The sequence below is a fragment of the Stenotrophomonas sp. STEN018 genome, assembly GCF_056760235.1.
In genome coordinates, this window is record NZ_JBRREK010000064.1 from 1 (window position 1) to 19,554 (window position 19,554).

Sequence of the window (19,554 nt, forward strand, 5' to 3'; positions counted from 1 at the left end):
GGGGGCGGCGGCGCCGCGCGGGGGCCCCGGGCCCCGGGTGTGGGCGGCCCCCCCGCCCCCCCCCCCCCCCCCGGGCCTCCCCCCCCCCCCCCCCCCCCCCCCCCCCCCCCCGCCCCCACAAACCAACCAACCTCAGCAGGAACTCACACCAACTCCGCCGCCCCCACCACCCGCACTCCCGGCTGCGGATCCAACACCGCCTGCACCAGCGCGTCGGCAATCCGCGTGGCCGGATTGATCCGCCAAGCACGCGGCAGCACCGGCGCCAGCGCCCCCAACACCACGCTGGCCAGATGCTCACCAGCCCGCCGTTCGGTGCGGTCGCCACCAATCAGGCCCGGGCGAACAAGCGTCAACGAGACGAAGCCCAGCGCGCGCAGGTCCTGTTCCAACTCACCTTTGACCCGGCTGTAGAACACCAGCGAGCGCGGATTGGCGCCCGCCGCCGAGTTCAAGGCAAACACCTCGCAGCCATTGGCATGTACCGCACGCGCGATCGCCAAGGGATAGCCATGGTCGATCTGCTGGAAGGCCTCACGCGAGCCGGCCTGCTTCATCGTCGAGCCCAGTGCGCAGATCACCGCATCCACCTGCCAGCCCTGCGCCACCGTCGCCAGCTCGGCGAAATCCAGTACCGGATTGAGCAGCTTGGGGTCGGTCAGCGCCAACGCGCGCCGGGTCGGTGCGACCACGCCGCTGCAGCGCGGCTCGGCCAGCAACCGTTGCAATACCTGCGCCCCAACCAGGCCGGTCGCGCCAGCCAGCAATACCCGCATGATGTGCTCCTGTGATCGGCTGCCATTCAAGCCGGCTGCTACCTTGCCGATAATGGGGCTTGGACACCACCTCCGGCTGCGCACAGGCGCGGCCACAACCCGCCCGGACCCCTGCGCAATGGCCGACAGCCCCGACGACTCCTCCACCTCCCGCAGCAGCGGGCTGGGCCGCATCCTGGCGCGGCGGTCCGCGCCGCAGGCGGCTGCGGCGGTCGAGGTGGTAGCCAACGGGGGCGGTGGCATGGCGATGCTGCAGCGACTGTTCATCGGCGCAAACGCGCCGGAAACCGTCTTGGCCGCCTTCGCCCAGGGCATGTGCACCCTGCCCGGCGAACTCGGCGACATGGGCCAACGTCTGCACAGCGCCCAGGCCGAGCAGGACTGGGAACGCTACGGTCGCCTGCTGCGGCAGTTGATCGACAAGTACATCCGCACCGTTGAACTGGAAGCCTCCAACACCAGCAACAGCCAGGCCGAGCAGCTGCGCGACATGCTGCGCGACACCCTCGGCGCGGTATTGGCCAGCCTGATGCAGCAGTCGCCGGAGCTGGAACAGCAGGCCCAGCGCATGGGCGAGGAACTGCGCAGCTGGCGCAGTGGCCAGCCCCTGCAGCCGGTCGCCATGCATCTGCGCGAGCTCTGCCATCAGGTCGGCGTGCGCAGCAACAGCCTGCAGGAACAGCGCGACCTGCTGCTCAACCTGTTCGACATGCTGCTGGAGAACATCTCCGAGCTGCTCGATGGCGACAGCTGGCTGCAAGGCCAGATCCGCTCGATCCGGCAGCTGCTGGCCGGGCCACTGGACGCCAGCTCGTTGGAGCAGACCCGCAACGATCTGCGCGAAGTGATCTATCGGCAAGGCCTGCTACGCGAGGGCATCGATCAATCCAAGCAGGCGATGAAGGACCTGATGGTGGATTTCGTGCAGCAGGTGGACGGCATGGTCACCGAGACCGGCGAGTTCCACGATCGCATTGCCAGCTATGCCGTTGCCGTGCGCCAGACCCGCAGCATCTCCGACCTCACCCAGCTGCTGCAGGACGTGCTGCAGGACACCGCGCGGGTGCAGGAGCAGGCCGCACGTGCACGTGACCATCTGGCCAATGCCCGCGCCGAGGCCAAGGCCGCCGAGCAGCGCGTGCAGCAGCTGGAGCGCGAGCTGGAAGAAGCCGGCAGCCAGCTGCGTACCGATCCGCTGACCGGCGCCCTGAACCGCCGCGGCCTGGAGCAGCAACTCAGCGAGTTGCTCGCCGACCACAGCACGCCACTAAGCCTGGCCATGATCGACCTGGACCACTTCGGCCAGACCAATGCAAAGCATGGCCACGCCGGCGGCGATCAGGCCCTGCGCCATCTGGTGGCGGTGACCCAGCAACGCCTGCGCGGCCGCGACTGCATCGCCCGCCTCGGCGGCGACGAGTTCGTACTAGTGCTGCCCGGGCTCAACCGCGGCGCAGCATTGGAAACCCTGCAACAACTGCAGCAGCAGCTGGCGCAACGCCCGTTCCTGCATGAAGAACAGCGCGTGCAGGTCCGCTTCAGCGCCGGCGTCGCCCAGGCCCAGCCCGGCGAAGCCCTGCAGGCCCTGCTGCAGCGCGCCGACCAGGCGCTGTATGCGGCCAAACGCGTAGGCCGCAATCAGGTCCTGCCCGCCGCCTGAGCGGTGGCAGCAACGACAATCGGCTCACGGCTGTGATATTTGCTGCGCTGGTGCGAATCACCCGGGCATGGACATCACTGCGACCGACCCCATCGCCGAGCTGCAACAACGCTTTGCCCTGCTGCTGGCCCAACATCAGGGCATCGTGCTCAAGGTCGCGCGCGGCTATTGCGTACAGCGCGACGACCGCAGCGACCTGATCCAGGAAATCAGCACCCAGGCCTGGCGGGCATTTCCAGCCTTTGATCCGCAGCGCGCACAGTTCAGCACCTGGCTGTATCGCATCGCCTTGAACACCGCCATTTCGCAGCTGCGCAGCCGTGAGCTGCGCCGGCAATACCACAGCGACATAACGCTGGATGACGACCTGGCCAGCGTTGCCGACAACGCCGAGGACAACGCCAGCCTGGCCCAGCTCAACCAGCTGATACACCGCTTGCCGGCGCTGGATCGCGCATTGCTGTTGCTGCACCTGGACGAATGCAGCCACCGCGAAATCGGCGAGGTGCTGGGAATCAGCGCCAGCAACGCCGCCACCCGTCTGCATCGGCTGCGCCAGCAACTGCGCAGCCACTTCGACCCCACCTCGCGAGACTGACACCATGGAACTCGACGAACTCAAAGCCGCCTGGGCACAGCAGGCACAACGTATCGATCAGCTGGAAGTACAAGCCCTGCAGGCCTGGCAGCAACCGCGCCAAGCCAGCGTACAGCGCCGCCTGCGCTGGTTCAGCGGCCTGCAACTGACTTGGCTGCTGGTGTGGATCGTAGTCACCGTGCTGGCGGCAAGCTTCTGGGTTGAACACCGCCAGACGCCGCAGCTGCTGCTGACCGGACTGGCCTTGCACCTCTACGGTATCGCCGCGATCTGGGTATCGATGACCCGCGCCTTGTTGGCGATGCGTGCTGATGCTGCCGAGGCACCGGTGCTGATCCAGCAGCAACGACTGGCGCGGCTACGCCGCTTCACCGCGCTCAGCGAGCTTGGCCTGGGCCTGCCGTGGTTCTGCCTATGGCTGCTGGCCCTGCAGTGGGCCAGCGTGCAATGGCTGGGCCTGGACCTGTATGCGATGGCGCCGGTGTGGTTCCTCGGCACCCTGGGGTTTGGTGTAGTGGTGATGCTGGGCAGCGTCTGGGCTGCCCGCGGTGCGATGCGGCGTTTGCCGGCCAGCCATCGACTACAGCGACTGCTGGACAGCCTGTCCGGGCAATCGCTGGCCCGCGCGCAGCAGCAGTTGCGGGAGCTGCAGCAGGGCCTGCAGTAATTGCAGCTGTGCTGCTGCTTTGTGGGAGCGGCGTCAGCCGCGAAGCAGACAATCCGTCAGATACCTGGCATGCAGGCACCATTGATGATGCCTGAAGCATTACCTGCTTCGCGGCTGACGCCGCTCCCACAATCAAGGCAGAAGCGCTGGGCTTCAATGCGCGGCTTTTGCCCCGCGCATACGCTGGATCATGGTCACCGCGGTCAGCACCACCGCACCGATGATGATGCCCACCACCATGCTGCCCAGTGCATTGGCCAGCCATTCCAGGTTGGCCGGCGCCAGCCCGATCACGAAGTGGTGCAGGGCCGGAATCGCGTGCACCAGGATGCCACCGCCAACCAGGAACATCGCCGCAGTACCGGCAACCGACAGACCGCGCATCAACCACGGCGTGGCATACAGCAGGCCGCGTCCAAACGCAGCCAGCGCGCGGCCCTTGTCCAGCAACCACGCGCCGATGTCATCGAGCTTGACGATGCCGGCGACCAGGCCATAGACGAACACCGTCATGCCCAGCGCGATCGCGATCAAGGTCACCACCTGCTGGCTGAAAGGCGCATGCGAGATCACTCCCAACGACAGCACGATGATCTCCGCCGACAGGATGAAGTCGGTACGCACCGCGCCCTTGATCTTGTCCTTTTCGAACGCGACCAGATCCACTTTTTCATCGGCGATGGCCTTCAAGCGTTCGGCCTTGTGCGCGTCGTCCTCATCCTTGGAATGCAGGAATTTGTGCGCCAGTTTTTCCACGCCTTCGTAACAGAGGAAGGCACCGCCGATCATCATCAGCGGGGTGATCGCCCACGGCAGCCATGCACTGATCGCCAAGGCCGCCGGCACCAGGATCGCCTTGTTGACCAGTGAGCCCTTGGCCACCGCCCACACCACCGGCAACTCACGGTTGGCATTGACGCCGGTCACCTGCTGCGCGTTCAAGGCCAGATCGTCACCGAGCACGCCAGCGGTCTTCTTGGCAGCGACCTTTGTCAGGATGGAGACGTCATCCAGCAACGCGGCAATATCGTCGAGCAGGGCAAACAGGCTGGCTCCAGCCATGGGTCACCGTAAGGTCATAGGACAGGGGAAGGGAGGATTCTCACTCATTCGCAGACCGTTCGGTGCGTATTCACCCATCTGCAACCCGGCAACGGCCACACTGCAGGCTCGGCCGCCAGGAAGACCCCCGCTTGATGGACCCGACCAGCAGTGACAGCCCGACCACCGTCGGCGGCCTCAGCCGGCGCCAGCAGATCGTGCGCCTGCTGCTGCGCTACCGCCATTCCGGGGTGTTCTCCGGCATCTCGCTGGATGGCGAAATCCCGCGCCTGGGCAAGCCGCCGGCCAGCGGCAACCCCACCCAGTTCGTCGCTGATCTGGAAGCGCTGGGCACCACCTTCGTGAAACTGGGCCAGGTGCTGTCGACCCGCCCGGACATGATTCCGCCCGAGTACGTGGCCGCGCTTGAGCGCATGCAGGAAAAAGTCGCGCCGATTCCGGTCGAACAGATCCGCGCGGTGATCGAGGACGACCTGGGCGCGCCGGTCAGCAAGCTGTTTGCCTGGTTCGACCCTCAGCCGCTGGGCAGCGCCTCCATCGCCCAGGTCCACCAGGCCGAGCTGCACGATGGCCGGCAGGTCGCCGTCAAGGTGCAGAAACCCGATATCGCCGCGCAGCTGCGTTCGGACATCGGTGTGCTGCGCAGCTTTGCCACCGCCGCCGATCACCTGACCCGGGTCGGCCGCAAGGTGCGCTTCTCCGACTGGCTGGGTGAGTTCGCCAAGACCCTGCGGATGGAGCTGGACTACGAGGCCGAGGCGGCCAATCTGGCCCGCTTCGGCCAGCACCTCGCGCCGTACCCCGAACTGTGGATACCGCAGCCGGTGTGGGACCTGTGCGGGCGCAGGGTGCTGACCATGGAACTGGTGCAAGGCGTGCGGGTGGATGCAATCCCACCGGTGCGCCGCACCGAGCAATCAATGGTGCCGCTGGCTGCCGCGCTGGTGCGCGGCTACCTGGACCAGATCTTCGTGCATGGCGAGATCCATGCCGACCCGCACCCTGGCAATCTGCGCGTGACCCCCGAGGGCCAGCTGGCGATCTTTGACCTCGGCATGGTCGCGCACGTGCCGCCGCGGCTGCGCCAGCGCCTGCTCAAGGTGTTATTTGCCGCAGTGGATGGGCGCGGCGAGGAAGTGGCCGACGAGATCATCGGCATCAGCACCCGCCTTGAGGACTACGACGAGGAGCGCTATCTGCGCGAGACCGGGCAGATGATTGCCCGCTACGCCGCCAACGGCACTTTGTCCGAAGGCCATGTGGTGCTGGAGATCGTACGCATCGCCACCTCCAGCAACCTGCGCACGCCACCGGAGCTGAGCCTGCTCGGCAAGGCATTGCTCAATCTGGAAGGCGTGTGCCGCTTCCTGGCGCCGGAGATGCAAACCCGCAAGGTCGTCGAACGGCAGCTGCAGCATGTGATGCGCGCACACTTCCGCAAATCATTCTCGGCGGCAAACCTGGCCAGCGAGGCGATGGAGCTGCAGCAGCTGCTGCGCAATGGCCCGCGTCGCATGTCCGACATCCTCAGCGTGCTGGCCGAGAACCGGCTGCAGATGAAGGTCACCGGGTTGGACGAATCGCGGCTGATGGAGAACATCCAGAAGGTCGCCAACCGCATCGCCGCCGGCTTGATCACCGCCGCGTTGCTGCTGTCCTCGACACTGTTGATGCGCGTACCAACGCACTGGACGCTGTTTGGCTATCCAGCCTTCGCAATGCTGCTGTTCCTGCTGGGTGTATTCATCGGCCTTGGGCTGATCGTCAGCTCAATACTGTTTGATCGACGCACCAGGGCGCGTGCCCGCGAAGAGCGCGGCCATCGCTGAGCATGGATGCGGCATCGGTAGCCCGGGTAAGTGCAGTGCGCCCGGGACCTCACGGAGCATGCACTCACGCAACAAAAAAGCAGGTGCACACCAACCTTGATCCTGCGCAAGCAGGCACATTCTGTATTCCTTCGATCATTTCCAATCCCGGCTACGCGTCAATTTCATTGCAATGCGAGCAGCGCCAGCAGAAGTTGCCAACCGCTGAAATCAGGCTGAAAAGCACACTCTCTCACCACTTCTCACAGCCTCCAGCGCGCAATGCATAGCGCACGCAACTGATGATGAATGCAGCTGCGCTGTCCCAACATTTCAGTCAGGTTACGGCAGGCAAGATCCAGATGCTTCTGCCACAGCACTGAAACAACAGTGTGTAGAGCGATGACGGCCGCGGCCGTCGCCCCTGTCTCCACTACCCACGTGACCGCATGCATTGGATCATCTGGCTGTCTCTGGCAGCACTGTTTGTACTGTTGATGTTGTCACCCACCTTGGCCCGCCTGAAGGCCGGCCTGTTGTCGCTGCTGCTGTTGGCACTGAGCAGCTGGTGGTTGATAGACAAACTCAGTGGCGACGGCATCAACTCGGCCACGCTGTACCACCTGCGCAGCGACATGGAAGGCGCCGGCGTTGGCGACTTCAGTGCCTACATCATCGGTTTCATCGGCCTGGTAATCATCTCGCTGACACCATTGCTGTTGCTGCGCGTGCGTCGCCTGCAGCGGCCACGTCACGGCGTGGCGGTGTTCGGCGGCTTCGCCGCACTGTTGCTGACAACGCTGATGCTCAGCCCGCTGTATACCGATGCCAAGCGCATCTATCTGCAGATGCAGCCGGTGGACTACAGCGCGGTGGCCGCCGAATACCAGCTGCCATCGAAGCCACTGGCGCAGCGGCCCAACATCGTCTGGATCTACGGCGAAAGCCTGGAACGCACCTACTTCAACGAGGACGTGTTCCCCGGGCTGATGCCCAACCTGACCCGGCTGGCTGGCGAGGGTCTGGATTTCCGTAATATCGCCTCGGCCGATGGCAGCGGTTGGACCATCGCCGGGCTGGTGTCATCGATGTGTGGCGTGCCATTGACCACCGCACAGGGTGATGAGAACAGCATGGGCCGGATGGGGCGATTCCTGCCTGAAGCGTTCTGCCTTGGCGACTATCTGAAGCAGCAGGGCTATAGCAACCACTACCTGGGCGGCGCCAACGGCCAGTTCGCGGCCAAGGCTGACTTCCTCAACTCGCACGGCTTCGACGACGTGCGCGATCTGGAATGGTTCCAGCAGCAGAACATCGCCAAGCGGCATTTTTCCAATTGGGGCGTGCACGATGACGTGCTGCTGGAGCAGGCCTACGAACGCTTCCTTGAACTGTCCGCGCGTGGCCAGCCCTTCATGCTGACTGCACTGACCATGGATACCCACCACCCGGCCGGGCACTTGCCGGTGGCCTGCAAGAACACACGCTACCGCAGCGCGCACGGCAACATCGGCCTGCTCAATGCGCTCAAGTGCAGTGATCGCTTGATCTCACGTCTGGTCGATCGCATCCGCAGCAGCCAGTTCGCCGACAACACACTGGTGGTGGTGGCCTCCGATCATCTGGCCATGCCCAATGACCTGAGCCATGTATTGGAGAAGCAGAAGCGCGAGAACCTGTTGCTGTTCCTTGGCAACAAGCTGCAGCCACGACAGATCAGCGTCGCCGCGGGCACCACCCTGGATTCAGGCGCTACCGCGCTGCAGCTGCTGGATCCGGCCATCGATGCGATTGGTTTTGGCCGCTCGCTGTTGAGGCCGACGCCTGCGGCCAGTGCCAGCGTAGCGGCTACCAGTGGTGATACGAGGAGCTACGCACGCTACAGCGCATTTGCACGTTCGCTGTGGCTGGGCGAACAGACGCGCATGCTGCGACTGGATGACGATCAGGTGCTGGTCGGGGTGCAGAAGGTGCAGCCGCCGGTGCTGCTCGAATACGACCAGCAGTGGGATCTGAAATCGGTGTACCTGGAAAACACTTCGCGTAAGTTCGAGGAAGCCGATCCGCAGCACCGTCTGGCCTATGTCGATCGCTGCACCGCGTTTGAAGACGGTTCGGCCGATGGCCAATGGTGCGCGCTGCTGCTCGACAGCGACCAGGGCATGCGTCTATACCGCGATGCGCAGCTGCGCCGTGGCATCGCCGTGGATGCGCCCCTGCAAGCCTTCAGCGGGCCACGTCCGAGCGTGCGTCAGTCACGCATGATCAGCCGCCAGCCGCGTCATACCAGCCCTGGCCAATACGTATTGGAGCTGTATGCGGCGCAGCGTCCGCAACGCGGTTTCTGGGTGGAAGCGGTAGCGTCAAAGCGCAATGTGGTGGTGGCCCAGCAATGGGTACAGCCCGACAGCGAAGGCCGCATCCGCATGCCACTGGGCGTGGACCAGGAGATCGATGATCTGGAGATCCGCGCCTGGCTCAACCATGCCGAGCAGCTGGCTATCGATGACTATGCGTTGGTGCCAAGCGGCGATCACCCGAGGTCGTGATCCCGCTTTTTGTGTTTGTGGGAGCGGCGTAAGCCGCGAAGCCAGGAATGCTGCAGCGCCAAGAATTCGTGCAATCTGACTGACCATCTGCTTCGCGGCTTACGCCGCTCCCACACCACACCCTTATGCGTTCCGGGCAAAGCCCCTGCCGAGCATGGCTCGGCACTACGGATCGCGTACCAGATGGATGTCGGTCGGGGTGGACAGTGCTATGCCAGCGGCGGCGGTCTGCTCCAGCAAGGCAAACAGCACTTCGCTGCGGGTGCCGTACACATTGCGCGAAGACGACACGTAGGCAAGGCTGTTCACCGCCACCTGGCCGCCACTGATCGAATCGATGAAGAACGACGGTGCCGGATCGATCAGCACTGTTTCATTGGCTGCATAGATCCCCAGCATCAAGGTCCGCAGCTTGCCCATGTCGGTGCCCAGTGGCACCGAGAACTGCACCTGGATGCGGCCCAGTGCATTGGCCATGGTCATGTTGCGGATGGTCTTGGTGATCAGTTCCGAGTTCGGCACGATCAAGGTCGAGCGATCACTGACCTGGATCTCGGTCGAGCGCACCGAGATGCGGCGGATATCGCCTTCCTGATCACCGATCTTGACCCAGTCACCAATCTTCACCGGCCGCTCGGCCAGCAGGATCAGGCCGGAAACGAAGTTCTGGGTAATCGCCTGCAGACCGAAACCGATACCCACCGACAAGGCGCTGGCCAGCAAGGCCACCTTTTCAAAACCAATGCCCAGCGCGGCCAGGGCCCAGAGCGCGGCCAGCACGATGCCGAGGTAATGCGCCACGGTGCTGATCGAATTACGCGCGCCGATATCCAGCTCGGTCTTGGGCAGATAGGTATCCACCAGCCAGCGCTGCACCACCCGCATCAGGGTCAGGCCCAACGCCAGCACCAGCAGCGCGCTGAAGATAGAACTCGGCGTCAGCAGGCTGCCGCCGATCTTGATGCCGGCCGACAGTCGTTCCAGCCAGCCATACAGGGCGCTGACATTGCCGAACGGTGCAACAAAGGCGGTGATGCCCAGCATCACCAGCGCAACCCGTGAGATCGCCGACAGCAACACACCAGCCTGCTCCAGGCGGCTGGCCGACAGACCCGTGGACAATCGCAACATGCGCCCGGCCGCGCTTTCCGGTGCCAACAGCCACAATGCGAAATCATCGGCAAAGCGCGTCAACAAGGTGGTCGCCAGCACGATCACCGTGCCCCACACCATCTGCTGGGCAGTGAACATGGCGAAGTTGAGGTAGCCCAGCAGGGTCGCCACCAGTGCGGCGAAGATGCTCAGGTAGCCACCCAAGCGCGCCACGATCAGCCAGCCACTGCGCGGTGCACGCGGCGAACGGCCGCTGCTGGTGTTCTCTGCTTCCGCCTGTGCAGCCTCAGCCGCGCGGCGTCGATGCAGGCCGGCCAGCGTCGCCAGCATGCTCATGATCAGCACCACGTAGGTCAGTGCGATCAGACCATCCAGGGTCACCGTGCCCACTGCCGAGGTACGCGCCGCACGATTGACCTCACGCAGCAGCATGGTCAACCAGGTCAGGCTGGCCGCGCCCCAGGCAAAGCGGCGCAGGCGGGCGGCGGCGACATCATCGATATCCAGCAGCCGCCAGGTCGGCCGCGACGGCACCAGCAGGCTGGCTGCCACTGCACCGATGAACGCGGCGACAAAGGTGGCGGCAACAAAGGTATTGGCCACCGATTCCAGCCGCGGCGCGATCGCATCGATTGCCTGCAGGCTGGCTATCAGCACGGTGGCGGCAAACCCCGGCAGCAGGGTGCCAACCAGCAGCAACCACACCGCCAGACCGGTGCGGCGCAGGCGGCCATCCGGGGCGCGCTCGGACGCCGCGTAACGCCGGCCAAGGTGGCGCAACCAGATGCGCAGCGGGAACAGCAGCAACAAGGCCAGCGAGGCGCCCAGCAGCGGCATACCCCAGCCCTGCTTGCCGGCCGCTTTCAGCAGCGCACTGCTGGCCTGCCGGTACAACGACTGGAAGCGAGCAAAATCGTCGGGCAGATGCTCACCAAACTCGCGCCACAGTGCCAGCGACAACGGCGAGGCCACCTTGCGACCGAGTTGCTCGCCGAACTGCTGGGCGCGCATTTTCTCGATGGACTCGTTGGCCTGCTTGGCGTCCTCGGCCAGCAACTTGCCGCGCTTGATGTCGGCATCGATCTGGCTGCGCTGCTGGTCCAGCAGTTTGCGCTGGCGGGCGATACCGGCATCTTCGCCGCCCTCGGGCGCCGGCCCAAGCTGTTCGATACGGGCATCGAGCTGGCTCAGCTCCGGCTGCAGCGCGGCAACGCTGGCCTCGGCCTCGCGCTGCGCCTGGCTGGCGCGTTCGGCCAGGGTTTTCAGGGTTTCCGGTGCATCGGCATCGTTGACTGCACGCTTGACCGCTGCGACGGTGCGCGAGGCCTGTTCGATACGCGCCTGCGGGCTCAGGTCGGCGGCAATACCATCCGGCGCCGCCCAGACCACGCCACTGGCGCCCAAACCACCCAAGGCAACCAGAAGAACCAACAACAATGCGCGCAGCGGGCGTGAAAAACGTTGAGCAAGCAAGGGCAGACACCGGATCGCGCGGACCACCGCGCCTGCGCGAACTATATGTCAGCGCGCGCCAACATCCTGCGAAACAGCTCCAGCATCTCAGTACTTGAGTGCCAGCTCGGCGATATGGCTGCGGTTGAGCTCGTAGATTTCCTGGAACTCTTCCTCGGTGAGCTCATCCGGGGCGTACACCGCCACCTGCTCCCATTGCTGGTGGGTCGGCAGCGGCTGGCGTGGCCCAGCCCGCAACGAGAAACCATGCCCTTCGTACTCGACTACTTCAGGCACCTGTTCCCAACGCTCGCGCGCATAGCGGTTCTGCCCTTTGAGCAGGATCACGACAAACATGGCGGACTCCCGTCTACGGATGGCAGCAGCCTAGCGCAGCCATGTTTGTCCGGCGCGAAGAACCTGCCGTATCTGAATGCCGGGATGCCGACAACGGCGAAACAACCCTCCGGGCACAAACGCTTAACCATTGCTGCCCTATAGCTGGACGCCCGGCGCAGCAATCTGCGCGAACGCCGATGAGGTCATCCATGAGTCAACACCCTCCCCTTGCCACCGTGCCGAATGTAGACCTGCAGCGCTATCTGGGTATCTGGTACGAAGTTGCCCGCCTGCCCATCCGCTTCGAGCCCGAAGACGCCACCGACGTCACCGCGCACTACTCGCTCAACGAAGACGGCAGCGTACGCGTGCAGAACCGCTGCCTGCACCGCGGCAACCTGGAGGAAGCCATCGGCCAGGCCAAGCCGATCGATGAGAGCAACAGCAAACTGGAGGTCAGCTTCCTGCCCGAGGGCCTGCGCTGGATTCCCTTCAGCAAGGGTGACTACTGGATCATGCAGCTGGACGCTGCCTACACCACCGCCCTGGTCGGCAGCCCGGACCGCAAATACCTTTGGCTGCTCGCACGCCTGCCGCAGATGGATGCCACCACCCGCGATCACTACATCGCCTACGCACAACAGCAGGGCTTTGATACCTCGGCATTGATCCACACCCCGCATACCGACCATCCCACCGCCTGAGCAGGATCTGACAGCCATCGTTCAAGCCTTTTCTGGTAGCGTCCATGTTGCCTCGCCATCACGGCGCGGCCCCCGTACCGGAGCACCTGCAACATGATCCGCACATCCCTGATAGCCGCCCTGTTGTTGGCCCCCGCCGTTGCCATGGCGCAGGATGATGCTGGCAGCGCAACCAGCGGGCTGGACCTGAGCTTGCCGCAGGCACCGCTGCGTTACCTCGGCGAAACCTACAAGGGCGACGCGCCGGGCACCTACTACGGTGACCACAGCGGCCGCGGGCTGGAGAAGAAGGACAGCCCCGGTGCCCAGGTGATGGACGACAAACTGCAGGTGCATGGCGCGGTCAGCGCCGGCATCGGCTATTCCAAGGCCTACGGCAACAGCAATTGGCAGGCCGTAGACCTGAACCTGGGCAAGAACTACAACACCGACGAGGGCGAGAGCCGTCGGGTGAACCTGAACATCCATCTCAGCAAGAGCGAAGGCCCCGGCTCCTATGGCTACGGCCCGGGCCCGGGCTTTGGCCCCGGCCCCTGGGGCGGCTGGTAAGCCGCCCCCCACCCCTCCGGGCGGCTGGTAAGCCGCCCCACGCCACTCCTAGCGGCTGGTAAGCCGCCTGCACACCACTTGTCAGCGGCTGGTGAGCGCCGGCCTAGCGCCCGGCGTGCATCCACAGGCAATCCAGCGCATCCAGCGCGATATGCACCAGCAGGCCGATGCCGAACAAACGGGTGCGTTTGGGCAGGGTCAACCCCGCATAAAGCACGATGGCCGGCGCGGTATGCAGCGGATGGAAGCCGATGCTGCAGCGACCGGGGGCGTAGATAGGGTCGGCCAGCAGGTGGTCCAGGTCGATCACCCAGCCCAGCAGCAGCAACATCCAGGCCTTGCCGAACTGCGGCCGCCAGAACAACCAGGCCAGTAAGGCCGGCACCGCCACATGCAGGCACAGGTGCAGGATCGCGCGTGAACTCATTGCCGGCCCGCCAACGACAGCGCGGCAGACCGGGCCCAGATGGGCGGCACAGGAACAGGGGCGTGAGGGTGCATGCGGGCTGATTTTGCTGAACCAGCCCCGATTGTAGGCTGGGGCCCCGCCGGTGCGGCGTTACACTATGCCCCCGCCGGCATCTCCGCCGCGGTGGTTCCGGAGTGGCAATGATCAACAACGACGTACTGCGCAGCATCCGCTACATGCTCGACCTCAGCGACAGCATGGTGGTGGACACCATTCATCTGGCCGATCCCAGCTTCGAGGTGGATGCGGCACAGGTGCACGATTTCCTGCGCAAGGACGACGAGCCGTTGTTTGAAGCCTGCCCGGATGCGGTGCTGTCGCGCTTCCTGGACGGCCTGATTTACCACTACCGTGGTCGCGACGAATCGCAGCCGCAGCGTCCGCCGGAAAAGCGCATCACCAACAACATCGTGCTGAAGAAGCTGCGCGTGGCCTTCGAACTGAAGGACATGGACATGCATGCGATCTTCGAGGCCGCCGGCTTCCCGATGTCCAAGCCGGAACTGTCGGCACTGTTCCGCCAGCCGGACCACAAGAATTACCGCGAATGCGGCGACCAGGCCCTGCGCAATTTCCTCAAGGGCCTGACCCAGCGCGTGCGGCCGGCGTAAAGCGACTGTGGGATGTGGGAGCGGCGTAAGCCGCGAAGCTGACGATGCATCGGCGCCGGAGATTCTCTTCGGCCGATATGGCGTTATCCGCTGCTTCGAAGGGAATTGTGGCTTCGCGGCTTACGCCGCTCCCACAAAATCCACACGAAGCCCGCGCGGCCTGACGTCTACAGAATCCGGTAAACGCGCGCCTTCGGCAGGTCTTCGTCCACCTGCAGGAACCAGCGCCCGGCAATGCCCGGTATCACTGCGATCTCTGGTGACTGCAAGGTGTTGCGCAGGCGCATCTGGCCTTTGAGCACCTTCCATTGCTGGCCGTTGGCCAGCACGAACACCGTGCCCGGCTCCCAGCCTTCCACCACGCCCTGCACGCGGCTGTGCACGGGACCTTCTTCCAGACCGATCTGCATCGGCGCCGGCGCGGGCTGCTGCGGGCTTGCTGCGACTGTCGGGGTGGTTTCGCTGAGCATGCGGTTGAGCAGCTGCAGCTGCTGCGCACTCAGACCGACCTGCTGCAGCTGCTCGGCGCTCAGACGCTGCTCCAGTGGCAGGTAATCGCGCTGCTGGCTCCAGGCCAGCGGGGTTGTCGACAACAGCATTGCGGCGAGCAGCAGGCGGGTTTTCATTCTCAAGGTCCTTCCGGCCGGTGCCGGTTGAGGCGCACTTTGCTGCAGTTTGGTTGCAGTGGTGTTACATGAAGCAGAGCAAGAGCTTGCCCTCACCCCAACCCCTCTCCCGCAGGCGGGAGAGGGGCTAGTGCACTACGAGCGCAAGCAATGCGAGCCCCTCTCCCGCGCGCGGGAGAGGGGTTGGGGTGAGGGGAGGCTTTTAGCTAAAAAACTCAAACCAAAACCAAAAGAAAAGGCCCGGCATAAGCCGGGCCTCCCTTCGCTACATGACGCCAAAGCGTCAGTGCGTATTACCAGCTGAAGCGCGGACCCACGGTCCACTGCTTGTCACCGTTGTTGAACATCTTGATGTCGCCATTGATGCCCCAGTTCTGGTTCAACTTCACCTGGCCACCAAGACGGCCGTAGAAGTCGCCTTCCGGGCTGATGCCGTGCTTCTTGCTGAAATCTTCGTAACCTGCCATGGCATACACCTCGGCATGCTTGCCGAATGCAGTGCGGATACCAGCTTCAGCGCTGTAGCCGTTGAAATCCAGGCCCTGGGCGAACTTCTCGTCGTACTTTTCGTAAGCAGCGCGAGCAACGAAGTCGGTGGTCGGTGCGATTTCCTTGTTGAAGCCAGCACCAACGCGCCACTGCTCGATATCAAGGTTGGTGCGCGAGATTTCCTGACGGGTGTATTCGCCAAACGCGTGGAAATTCGGCAGGAACGCGTAGGAACCCTTTACACCCCAGCCTTCAGCCTTGCCGTCGGCCGAGGTCTTGGCGTAATCGGCTTCGGCATAGTTGTAGGACAGGCCGTCAGCAGCCGAAGCGGCGAACGGGAGGGCGGCAACCAGCGCCAGGGCAATCAACGAAGTCTTCATGGGGTACTACCTCTGCATTACTGAGCTTGATGGCACGACAGCAAACAGCTGTCTGCGTCCGGATGTAAGTTTTCCGTTAGACGCCCCAACAAACCCTGAAACCGGCCACGCAATAAAACAGCGATTTTAGGCTTTTATTCAGCCTGTTTCTGGCACGCGCGCAGCGCGCGCACCTCGCATTTTGTTCATTTATGCAAATTCACGCTGCAATCAGCGCGTGCGTTTACCTGTGCTGATGCCACCAAAGGTGGTCGGCAACGCTTCGCCGTGCAGCGGCACGCCGGTCTCGATATCACGCAGGATCGGGCAATCCGGGCGGTCATCGCCGGCGCAGCAATTGGCCAGCGCCTGCACGGTCTGCACCATGCCCTGCAGCTCGGCGATGCGCTGCTGCAGTATCTGCACATGCTCCAGCGCCATGCGCTTGACGTCGCCGCTGTGGCGCGAGCGGTCGCGCCACAGCTCCAGCAGTTCGCCGATACGCTCCACGCTGAAGCCCATGTCACGCGAGCGCTTGATGAAGCCCAGCGTGTGGATGTCGCGCGGTGCGTACAGACGGTAACCGGCATCGGTGCGCGCCACCGGCCCGATCAGGCCGATGTCCTCGTAGTAGCGGATCATCTTGGCGGAGATTCCCGAGGCCTTGGCGGCCTGGCCGATGTTCATGCCCTCTTCCATCGTCATCACTCCTCAGGCTTCCATCTGTGGGGCGCGGAAGCGCTTCAGGCGCAGCGCATTGCCCAGTACGAACACCGATGACAAGGCCATCGCACCGGCCGCGAACACCGGCGACAACAGGATGCCCCATACCGGATACAACACACCGGCCGCCACCGGAATCAAGGCGGCGTTGTAGACGAAGGCCCAGAACAGGTTCTGGCGGATATTGCCCATCGTCGCCTTGCTCAGCGCGATGGCATTGGGCACACCCTGCAAACTGCCGGACATCAGCACCACGTCGGCCGCTTCAATCGCCACATCGGTGCCGGTGCCAATCGCCAGGCCGACATCGGCTTCGGCCAAGGCTGGGGCGTCGTTGATGCCGTCGCCGACATAGGCCAGGCGACCGTGCTCGGCCTTGAGCCGACGTACCGCGTCGACTTTTCCTTCCGGCAGCACTTCGGCAACCACTTCGTCGATGCCGAGCTGGCGCGCGATGGCTTCAGCGGTGCGGCGATTGTCGCCGGTGATCATCGCTACCTTCAGGCCCAGCGCGTGCAGGCTGGCGATGGCGGCACGGGTATCGGACTTGATCGGGTCGGAGACCGCGATGATCGCCGCCAGACGCCCATCCAATGCGGCGTACAGCGGGCTCTTGCCCTCTTCGCCCAGGCGCTGTGCCTCGGCAGCGAATACCGTCACATCAAGCCCAAGCGTGTGCATGAAACGATCAGCACCGACTTCCACACGCACGCCATCCGCATTCGCACGCACGCCGTAGCCAGTCACCGATTCGAAGGCCTCCACTGCCGGCAACTGCAGGTTTTCCTGCTGTGCCGCAGTGACGATGGCGCGGGCAATCGGATGCTCGGAGCGGTCTTCCACCGCGGCCACGCGTGCCAATACCTCACTACGCTGGAAACCATCGGCCAGTTGCAGATCGGTCAACAGCGGGCGGCCTTCGGTCAGCGTGCCGGTCTTGTCCACCGCCACCACCTGCGCTTCCTTCAACAGCTGCAGCGCCTCACCCTTGCGGAACAGCACACCCAGCTCGGCGCCACGGCCGGTACCGACCATGATCGAGGTTGGCGTCGCCAGCCCCATCGCACACGGGCAGGCAATGATCAGCACCGCCACCGCATTGACCAGGCCGAAGGTCAGCGCCGGTTCGGGGCCGAAGATCAGCCACACCGCGAAGGTCAGCAGCGCCAGCCCCATCACGATCGGCACGAACACCAGGGTGATGCGATCAACCATGGCCTGGATCGGCAGCTTGGCGCTCTGCGCCTGTTCAACCAGGCGGATGATCTGCGCCAGCACGGTTGCGCCGCCGACGGCGGTGGCACGCACGCCGAGCGCGCCGGTCTGGTTGACGGTGCCGCCAATGACATTGCTGCCCGGCGCCTTCTGCACCGGCACCGGCTCGCCGCTGATCATCGATTCATCGACATAGCTGTCGCCGTCGACAACCTCACCATCCACCGCGATGCGCTCGCCCGGGCGGACTTCAATCACGTCGCCGCTGCTGATCTGCTCCAACAGCAGCTCAACCACGCTGCCATCGCGACGTACGCGTGCAGTCTTGGCCTGCAGCTTGAGCAGGCGCTTGATCGCCTCGGAGGTGCGGCCCTTGGCCTTGGCCTCCAGCACGCGGCCGAGCAGGATCAAGCTGACGATGACCGCGGCGGCTTCGTAATAGACGTTGACCGTGCCGGCCGGCAGCAGCTTGGGCAGGAAGGTCGCCACCAGCGAGTAACCATAGGCGGCCAAGGTGCCTACCGCGACCAGCGAGTTCATGTCCGGTGCGGCGCGCAGCAGGGCCGGGATGCCCTTCTGGTAGAAACGGCGGCCCGGGAACACCAGCACCAGCGTGGCCAGCACGAACTGCAGCAGCCAGCTGTTCTGGGTGCCCAGCGTGCCTGCGATGAAATGATGGAAGGCAGGCACCAGATGCCCGCCCATTTCCAACAGGAATACCGGCAAGCTCAACGCCGCGGCTATCCACAGATCACGGGTGAGCACGCGCAGGTCATCGGCATGGCGCTGCGCCTGCTGATCCTCGTTGCTGCCGGCGCTGCCGATCACGCTGGCCGTATAGCCCGCCTTTTCGATCGCCGCCAACAGCGCGGCCGGATCGGCTGTGCCCTGCACGCTGGCGCGCTCGGTGGCCAGGTTGACGCTGGCCGACTGCACGCCCGGCACCGCCTTCAGCGCGCGCTCGACACGGCCCACGCAGGACGCGCAGGTCATGCCTTCGATCAACAATTCCTGCGCGGCGGGCGCGGTGACCTCGTAGCCGGCCTTGTGTATCGCCTGCACCAAGGCCTCGCGCGGCACGCTGCCGTCGGTCTGCACGCTGGCGCGTTCGGTGGCCAGATTGACGCTGGCCTGGCTGACCCCGGGGATGGCCTTCAGCGCACGCTCGACTCGGCCCACGCAGGAGGCACAGGTCATGCCTTCGATCATCAGATCTTCGGTGGCGGGGCCGGCTTTCTGCTTGCCCGGACTGGCGATGCTGCTCATCGGCACGTCTCCATTTTTATTGTTGGAGGCACCTTAAAGCTTCCAACGATGGGAGGGTCAAGCGTTCTTTATCGCTTGACCTTGCCATCATGGCAAGCTTCATGCTCACCGCACCCCAACGGAGAAACCCCATGAAACTGCATATCGAAGGTATGACCTGCGGCGGCTGCGCACGCAGCGTGACCGCCACGGTCAAGGATGTAGACCCGGCCGCCAGCATCGACATCGACCTGCCCGGCAGGAACGTGAAGATCGAATCCAGCCTGCCGGTGGAAAGCTTCACCAAGGCGTTGGCGGAAGCGGGCTTCCCGGCGCAGTAAGCGCCGCGCTCCATGATTTGTGGTTTGTAGGAGCGGCGTAAGCCGCGAAGCTGGTGGACTTCCGGCGCATGGAATTGCCGGATCGCCATGGAACATCGGCTTCGCGGGGTTAACGCGGGCACACAAACACAAAGGCCCCAGAACACGAAAAGCGCGCGGGGGAAAACACAGGGCGGCGAACCCGGCGGACCCGGCCCCG

Annotated in this window: 18 protein-coding genes; 9 read left to right on the forward strand and 9 right to left on the reverse strand. The window is 64.4% G+C overall.

Annotated features, from left to right (window positions below):
- Nucleotides 1-143 precede the first annotated feature (143 nt).
- A complete protein-coding gene (locus ACVOMB_RS18255; RefSeq protein WP_481532481.1) occupies nucleotides 144-776 on the reverse strand; it encodes an NAD(P)H-binding protein in 633 nt (210 codons plus the stop codon).
- A 118-nt stretch (nucleotides 777-894) separates the two neighbouring features.
- Between ACVOMB_RS18255 and ACVOMB_RS18260 the strand changes: the two genes are divergently transcribed.
- The 3 genes from ACVOMB_RS18260 (at nucleotide 895) to ACVOMB_RS18270 (ending at nucleotide 3,701) form a co-directional block, all read left to right on the forward strand.
- Nucleotides 895-2,436: a GGDEF domain-containing protein gene (locus tag ACVOMB_RS18260; protein WP_481532482.1), complete on the forward strand. Its 1,542-nt coding sequence runs from the start codon at nucleotides 895-897 to the stop codon at nucleotides 2,434-2,436.
- 67 nt (nucleotides 2,437-2,503) lie between these two features.
- A complete protein-coding gene (locus ACVOMB_RS18265) occupies nucleotides 2,504-3,034 on the forward strand; it encodes an RNA polymerase sigma factor (RefSeq protein WP_481532483.1) in 531 nt (176 codons plus the stop codon).
- A gap of 4 nt (nucleotides 3,035-3,038) precedes the next feature.
- On the forward strand, nucleotides 3,039-3,701 hold the full coding sequence (locus tag ACVOMB_RS18270) for a hypothetical protein (protein WP_481532484.1): 663 nt from the start codon (nucleotides 3,039-3,041) through the stop codon (nucleotides 3,699-3,701).
- 153 nt (nucleotides 3,702-3,854) lie between these two features.
- Here the strand turns inward: ACVOMB_RS18270 and ACVOMB_RS18275 are convergent, their stop codons facing one another.
- Nucleotides 3,855-4,763 carry a DUF808 domain-containing protein gene (locus ACVOMB_RS18275; RefSeq protein WP_481532485.1) on the reverse strand — a complete coding sequence of 303 codons (909 nt, stop codon included), beginning with the start codon at nucleotides 4,761-4,763 and terminating at the stop codon, nucleotides 3,855-3,857.
- Nucleotides 4,764-4,897: 134 nt separating this feature from the next.
- On the opposite strand from ACVOMB_RS18275, the gene ACVOMB_RS18280 reads away from it, so the two are divergent.
- A complete protein-coding gene (locus tag ACVOMB_RS18280; RefSeq protein ID WP_481532486.1) occupies nucleotides 4,898-6,592 on the forward strand; it encodes an ABC1 kinase family protein in 1,695 nt (564 codons plus the stop codon).
- Nucleotides 6,593-7,020: 428 nt separating this feature from the next.
- Nucleotides 7,021-9,120 (forward strand): phosphoglycerol transferase I, encoded by a 2,100-nt coding sequence (locus ACVOMB_RS18285; protein ID WP_481532487.1) that lies wholly within the window; start codon nucleotides 7,021-7,023, stop codon nucleotides 9,118-9,120.
- A gap of 165 nt (nucleotides 9,121-9,285) precedes the next feature.
- On the opposite strand, the gene ACVOMB_RS18290 is transcribed toward ACVOMB_RS18285, so the two are convergent.
- Nucleotides 9,286-11,706: a DUF3772 domain-containing protein gene (locus tag ACVOMB_RS18290; RefSeq protein WP_481532488.1), complete on the reverse strand. Its 2,421-nt coding sequence runs from the start codon at nucleotides 11,704-11,706 to the stop codon at nucleotides 9,286-9,288.
- Between the two features lie 87 nt (nucleotides 11,707-11,793).
- Nucleotides 11,794-12,042: a hypothetical protein gene (locus ACVOMB_RS18295; protein ID WP_481517812.1), complete on the reverse strand. Its 249-nt coding sequence runs from the start codon at nucleotides 12,040-12,042 to the stop codon at nucleotides 11,794-11,796.
- Between the two features lie 191 nt (nucleotides 12,043-12,233).
- On the opposite strand from ACVOMB_RS18295, the gene ACVOMB_RS18300 reads away from it, so the two are divergent.
- On the forward strand, nucleotides 12,234-12,728 hold the full coding sequence (locus ACVOMB_RS18300) for a lipocalin family protein (protein WP_481532489.1): 495 nt from the start codon (nucleotides 12,234-12,236) through the stop codon (nucleotides 12,726-12,728).
- A gap of 93 nt (nucleotides 12,729-12,821) precedes the next feature.
- Nucleotides 12,822-13,277 (forward strand): hypothetical protein, encoded by a 456-nt coding sequence (locus ACVOMB_RS18305; RefSeq protein ID WP_481532490.1) that lies wholly within the window; start codon nucleotides 12,822-12,824, stop codon nucleotides 13,275-13,277.
- A gap of 103 nt (nucleotides 13,278-13,380) precedes the next feature.
- Here ACVOMB_RS18305 and ACVOMB_RS18310 read toward each other — a convergent pair whose 3' ends face one another.
- Nucleotides 13,381-13,704, reverse strand: coding sequence for a DUF6122 family protein (locus ACVOMB_RS18310; protein WP_481532491.1), 324 nt, complete (start codon nucleotides 13,702-13,704; stop codon nucleotides 13,381-13,383).
- Between the two features lie 182 nt (nucleotides 13,705-13,886).
- On the opposite strand from ACVOMB_RS18310, the gene ACVOMB_RS18315 reads away from it, so the two are divergent.
- Nucleotides 13,887-14,357, forward strand: coding sequence for a YehS family protein (locus tag ACVOMB_RS18315; protein ID WP_057626481.1), 471 nt, complete (start codon nucleotides 13,887-13,889; stop codon nucleotides 14,355-14,357).
- Nucleotides 14,358-14,524: 167 nt separating this feature from the next.
- Here ACVOMB_RS18315 and ACVOMB_RS18320 read toward each other — a convergent pair whose 3' ends face one another.
- The 4 genes from ACVOMB_RS18320 to ACVOMB_RS18335 all read right to left on the reverse strand — a co-directional run bounded on the left by ACVOMB_RS18320 (nucleotide 14,525) and on the right by ACVOMB_RS18335 (nucleotide 19,035).
- Nucleotides 14,525-14,983, reverse strand: a complete 459-nt coding sequence (locus ACVOMB_RS18320; RefSeq protein ID WP_481532492.1) for a hypothetical protein — start codon at nucleotides 14,981-14,983, stop codon at nucleotides 14,525-14,527.
- A gap of 293 nt (nucleotides 14,984-15,276) precedes the next feature.
- On the reverse strand, nucleotides 15,277-15,852 hold the full coding sequence (locus ACVOMB_RS18325; protein WP_481532493.1) for an OmpO family porin: 576 nt from the start codon (nucleotides 15,850-15,852) through the stop codon (nucleotides 15,277-15,279).
- 210 nt (nucleotides 15,853-16,062) lie between these two features.
- Nucleotides 16,063-16,536: a Cu(I)-responsive transcriptional regulator gene (gene cueR / locus ACVOMB_RS18330; protein ID WP_481532494.1), complete on the reverse strand. Its 474-nt coding sequence runs from the start codon at nucleotides 16,534-16,536 to the stop codon at nucleotides 16,063-16,065.
- 6 nt (nucleotides 16,537-16,542) lie between these two features.
- Nucleotides 16,543-19,035, reverse strand: coding sequence for a heavy metal translocating P-type ATPase (locus ACVOMB_RS18335; RefSeq protein ID WP_481532495.1), 2,493 nt, complete (start codon nucleotides 19,033-19,035; stop codon nucleotides 16,543-16,545).
- A gap of 131 nt (nucleotides 19,036-19,166) precedes the next feature.
- On the opposite strand from ACVOMB_RS18335, the gene ACVOMB_RS18340 reads away from it, so the two are divergent.
- Complete coding sequence (locus ACVOMB_RS18340; RefSeq protein WP_481532496.1) at nucleotides 19,167-19,355, forward strand: heavy-metal-associated domain-containing protein; 189 nt, start codon at nucleotides 19,167-19,169, stop codon at nucleotides 19,353-19,355.
- Nucleotides 19,356-19,554: the final 199 nt, after the last annotated feature.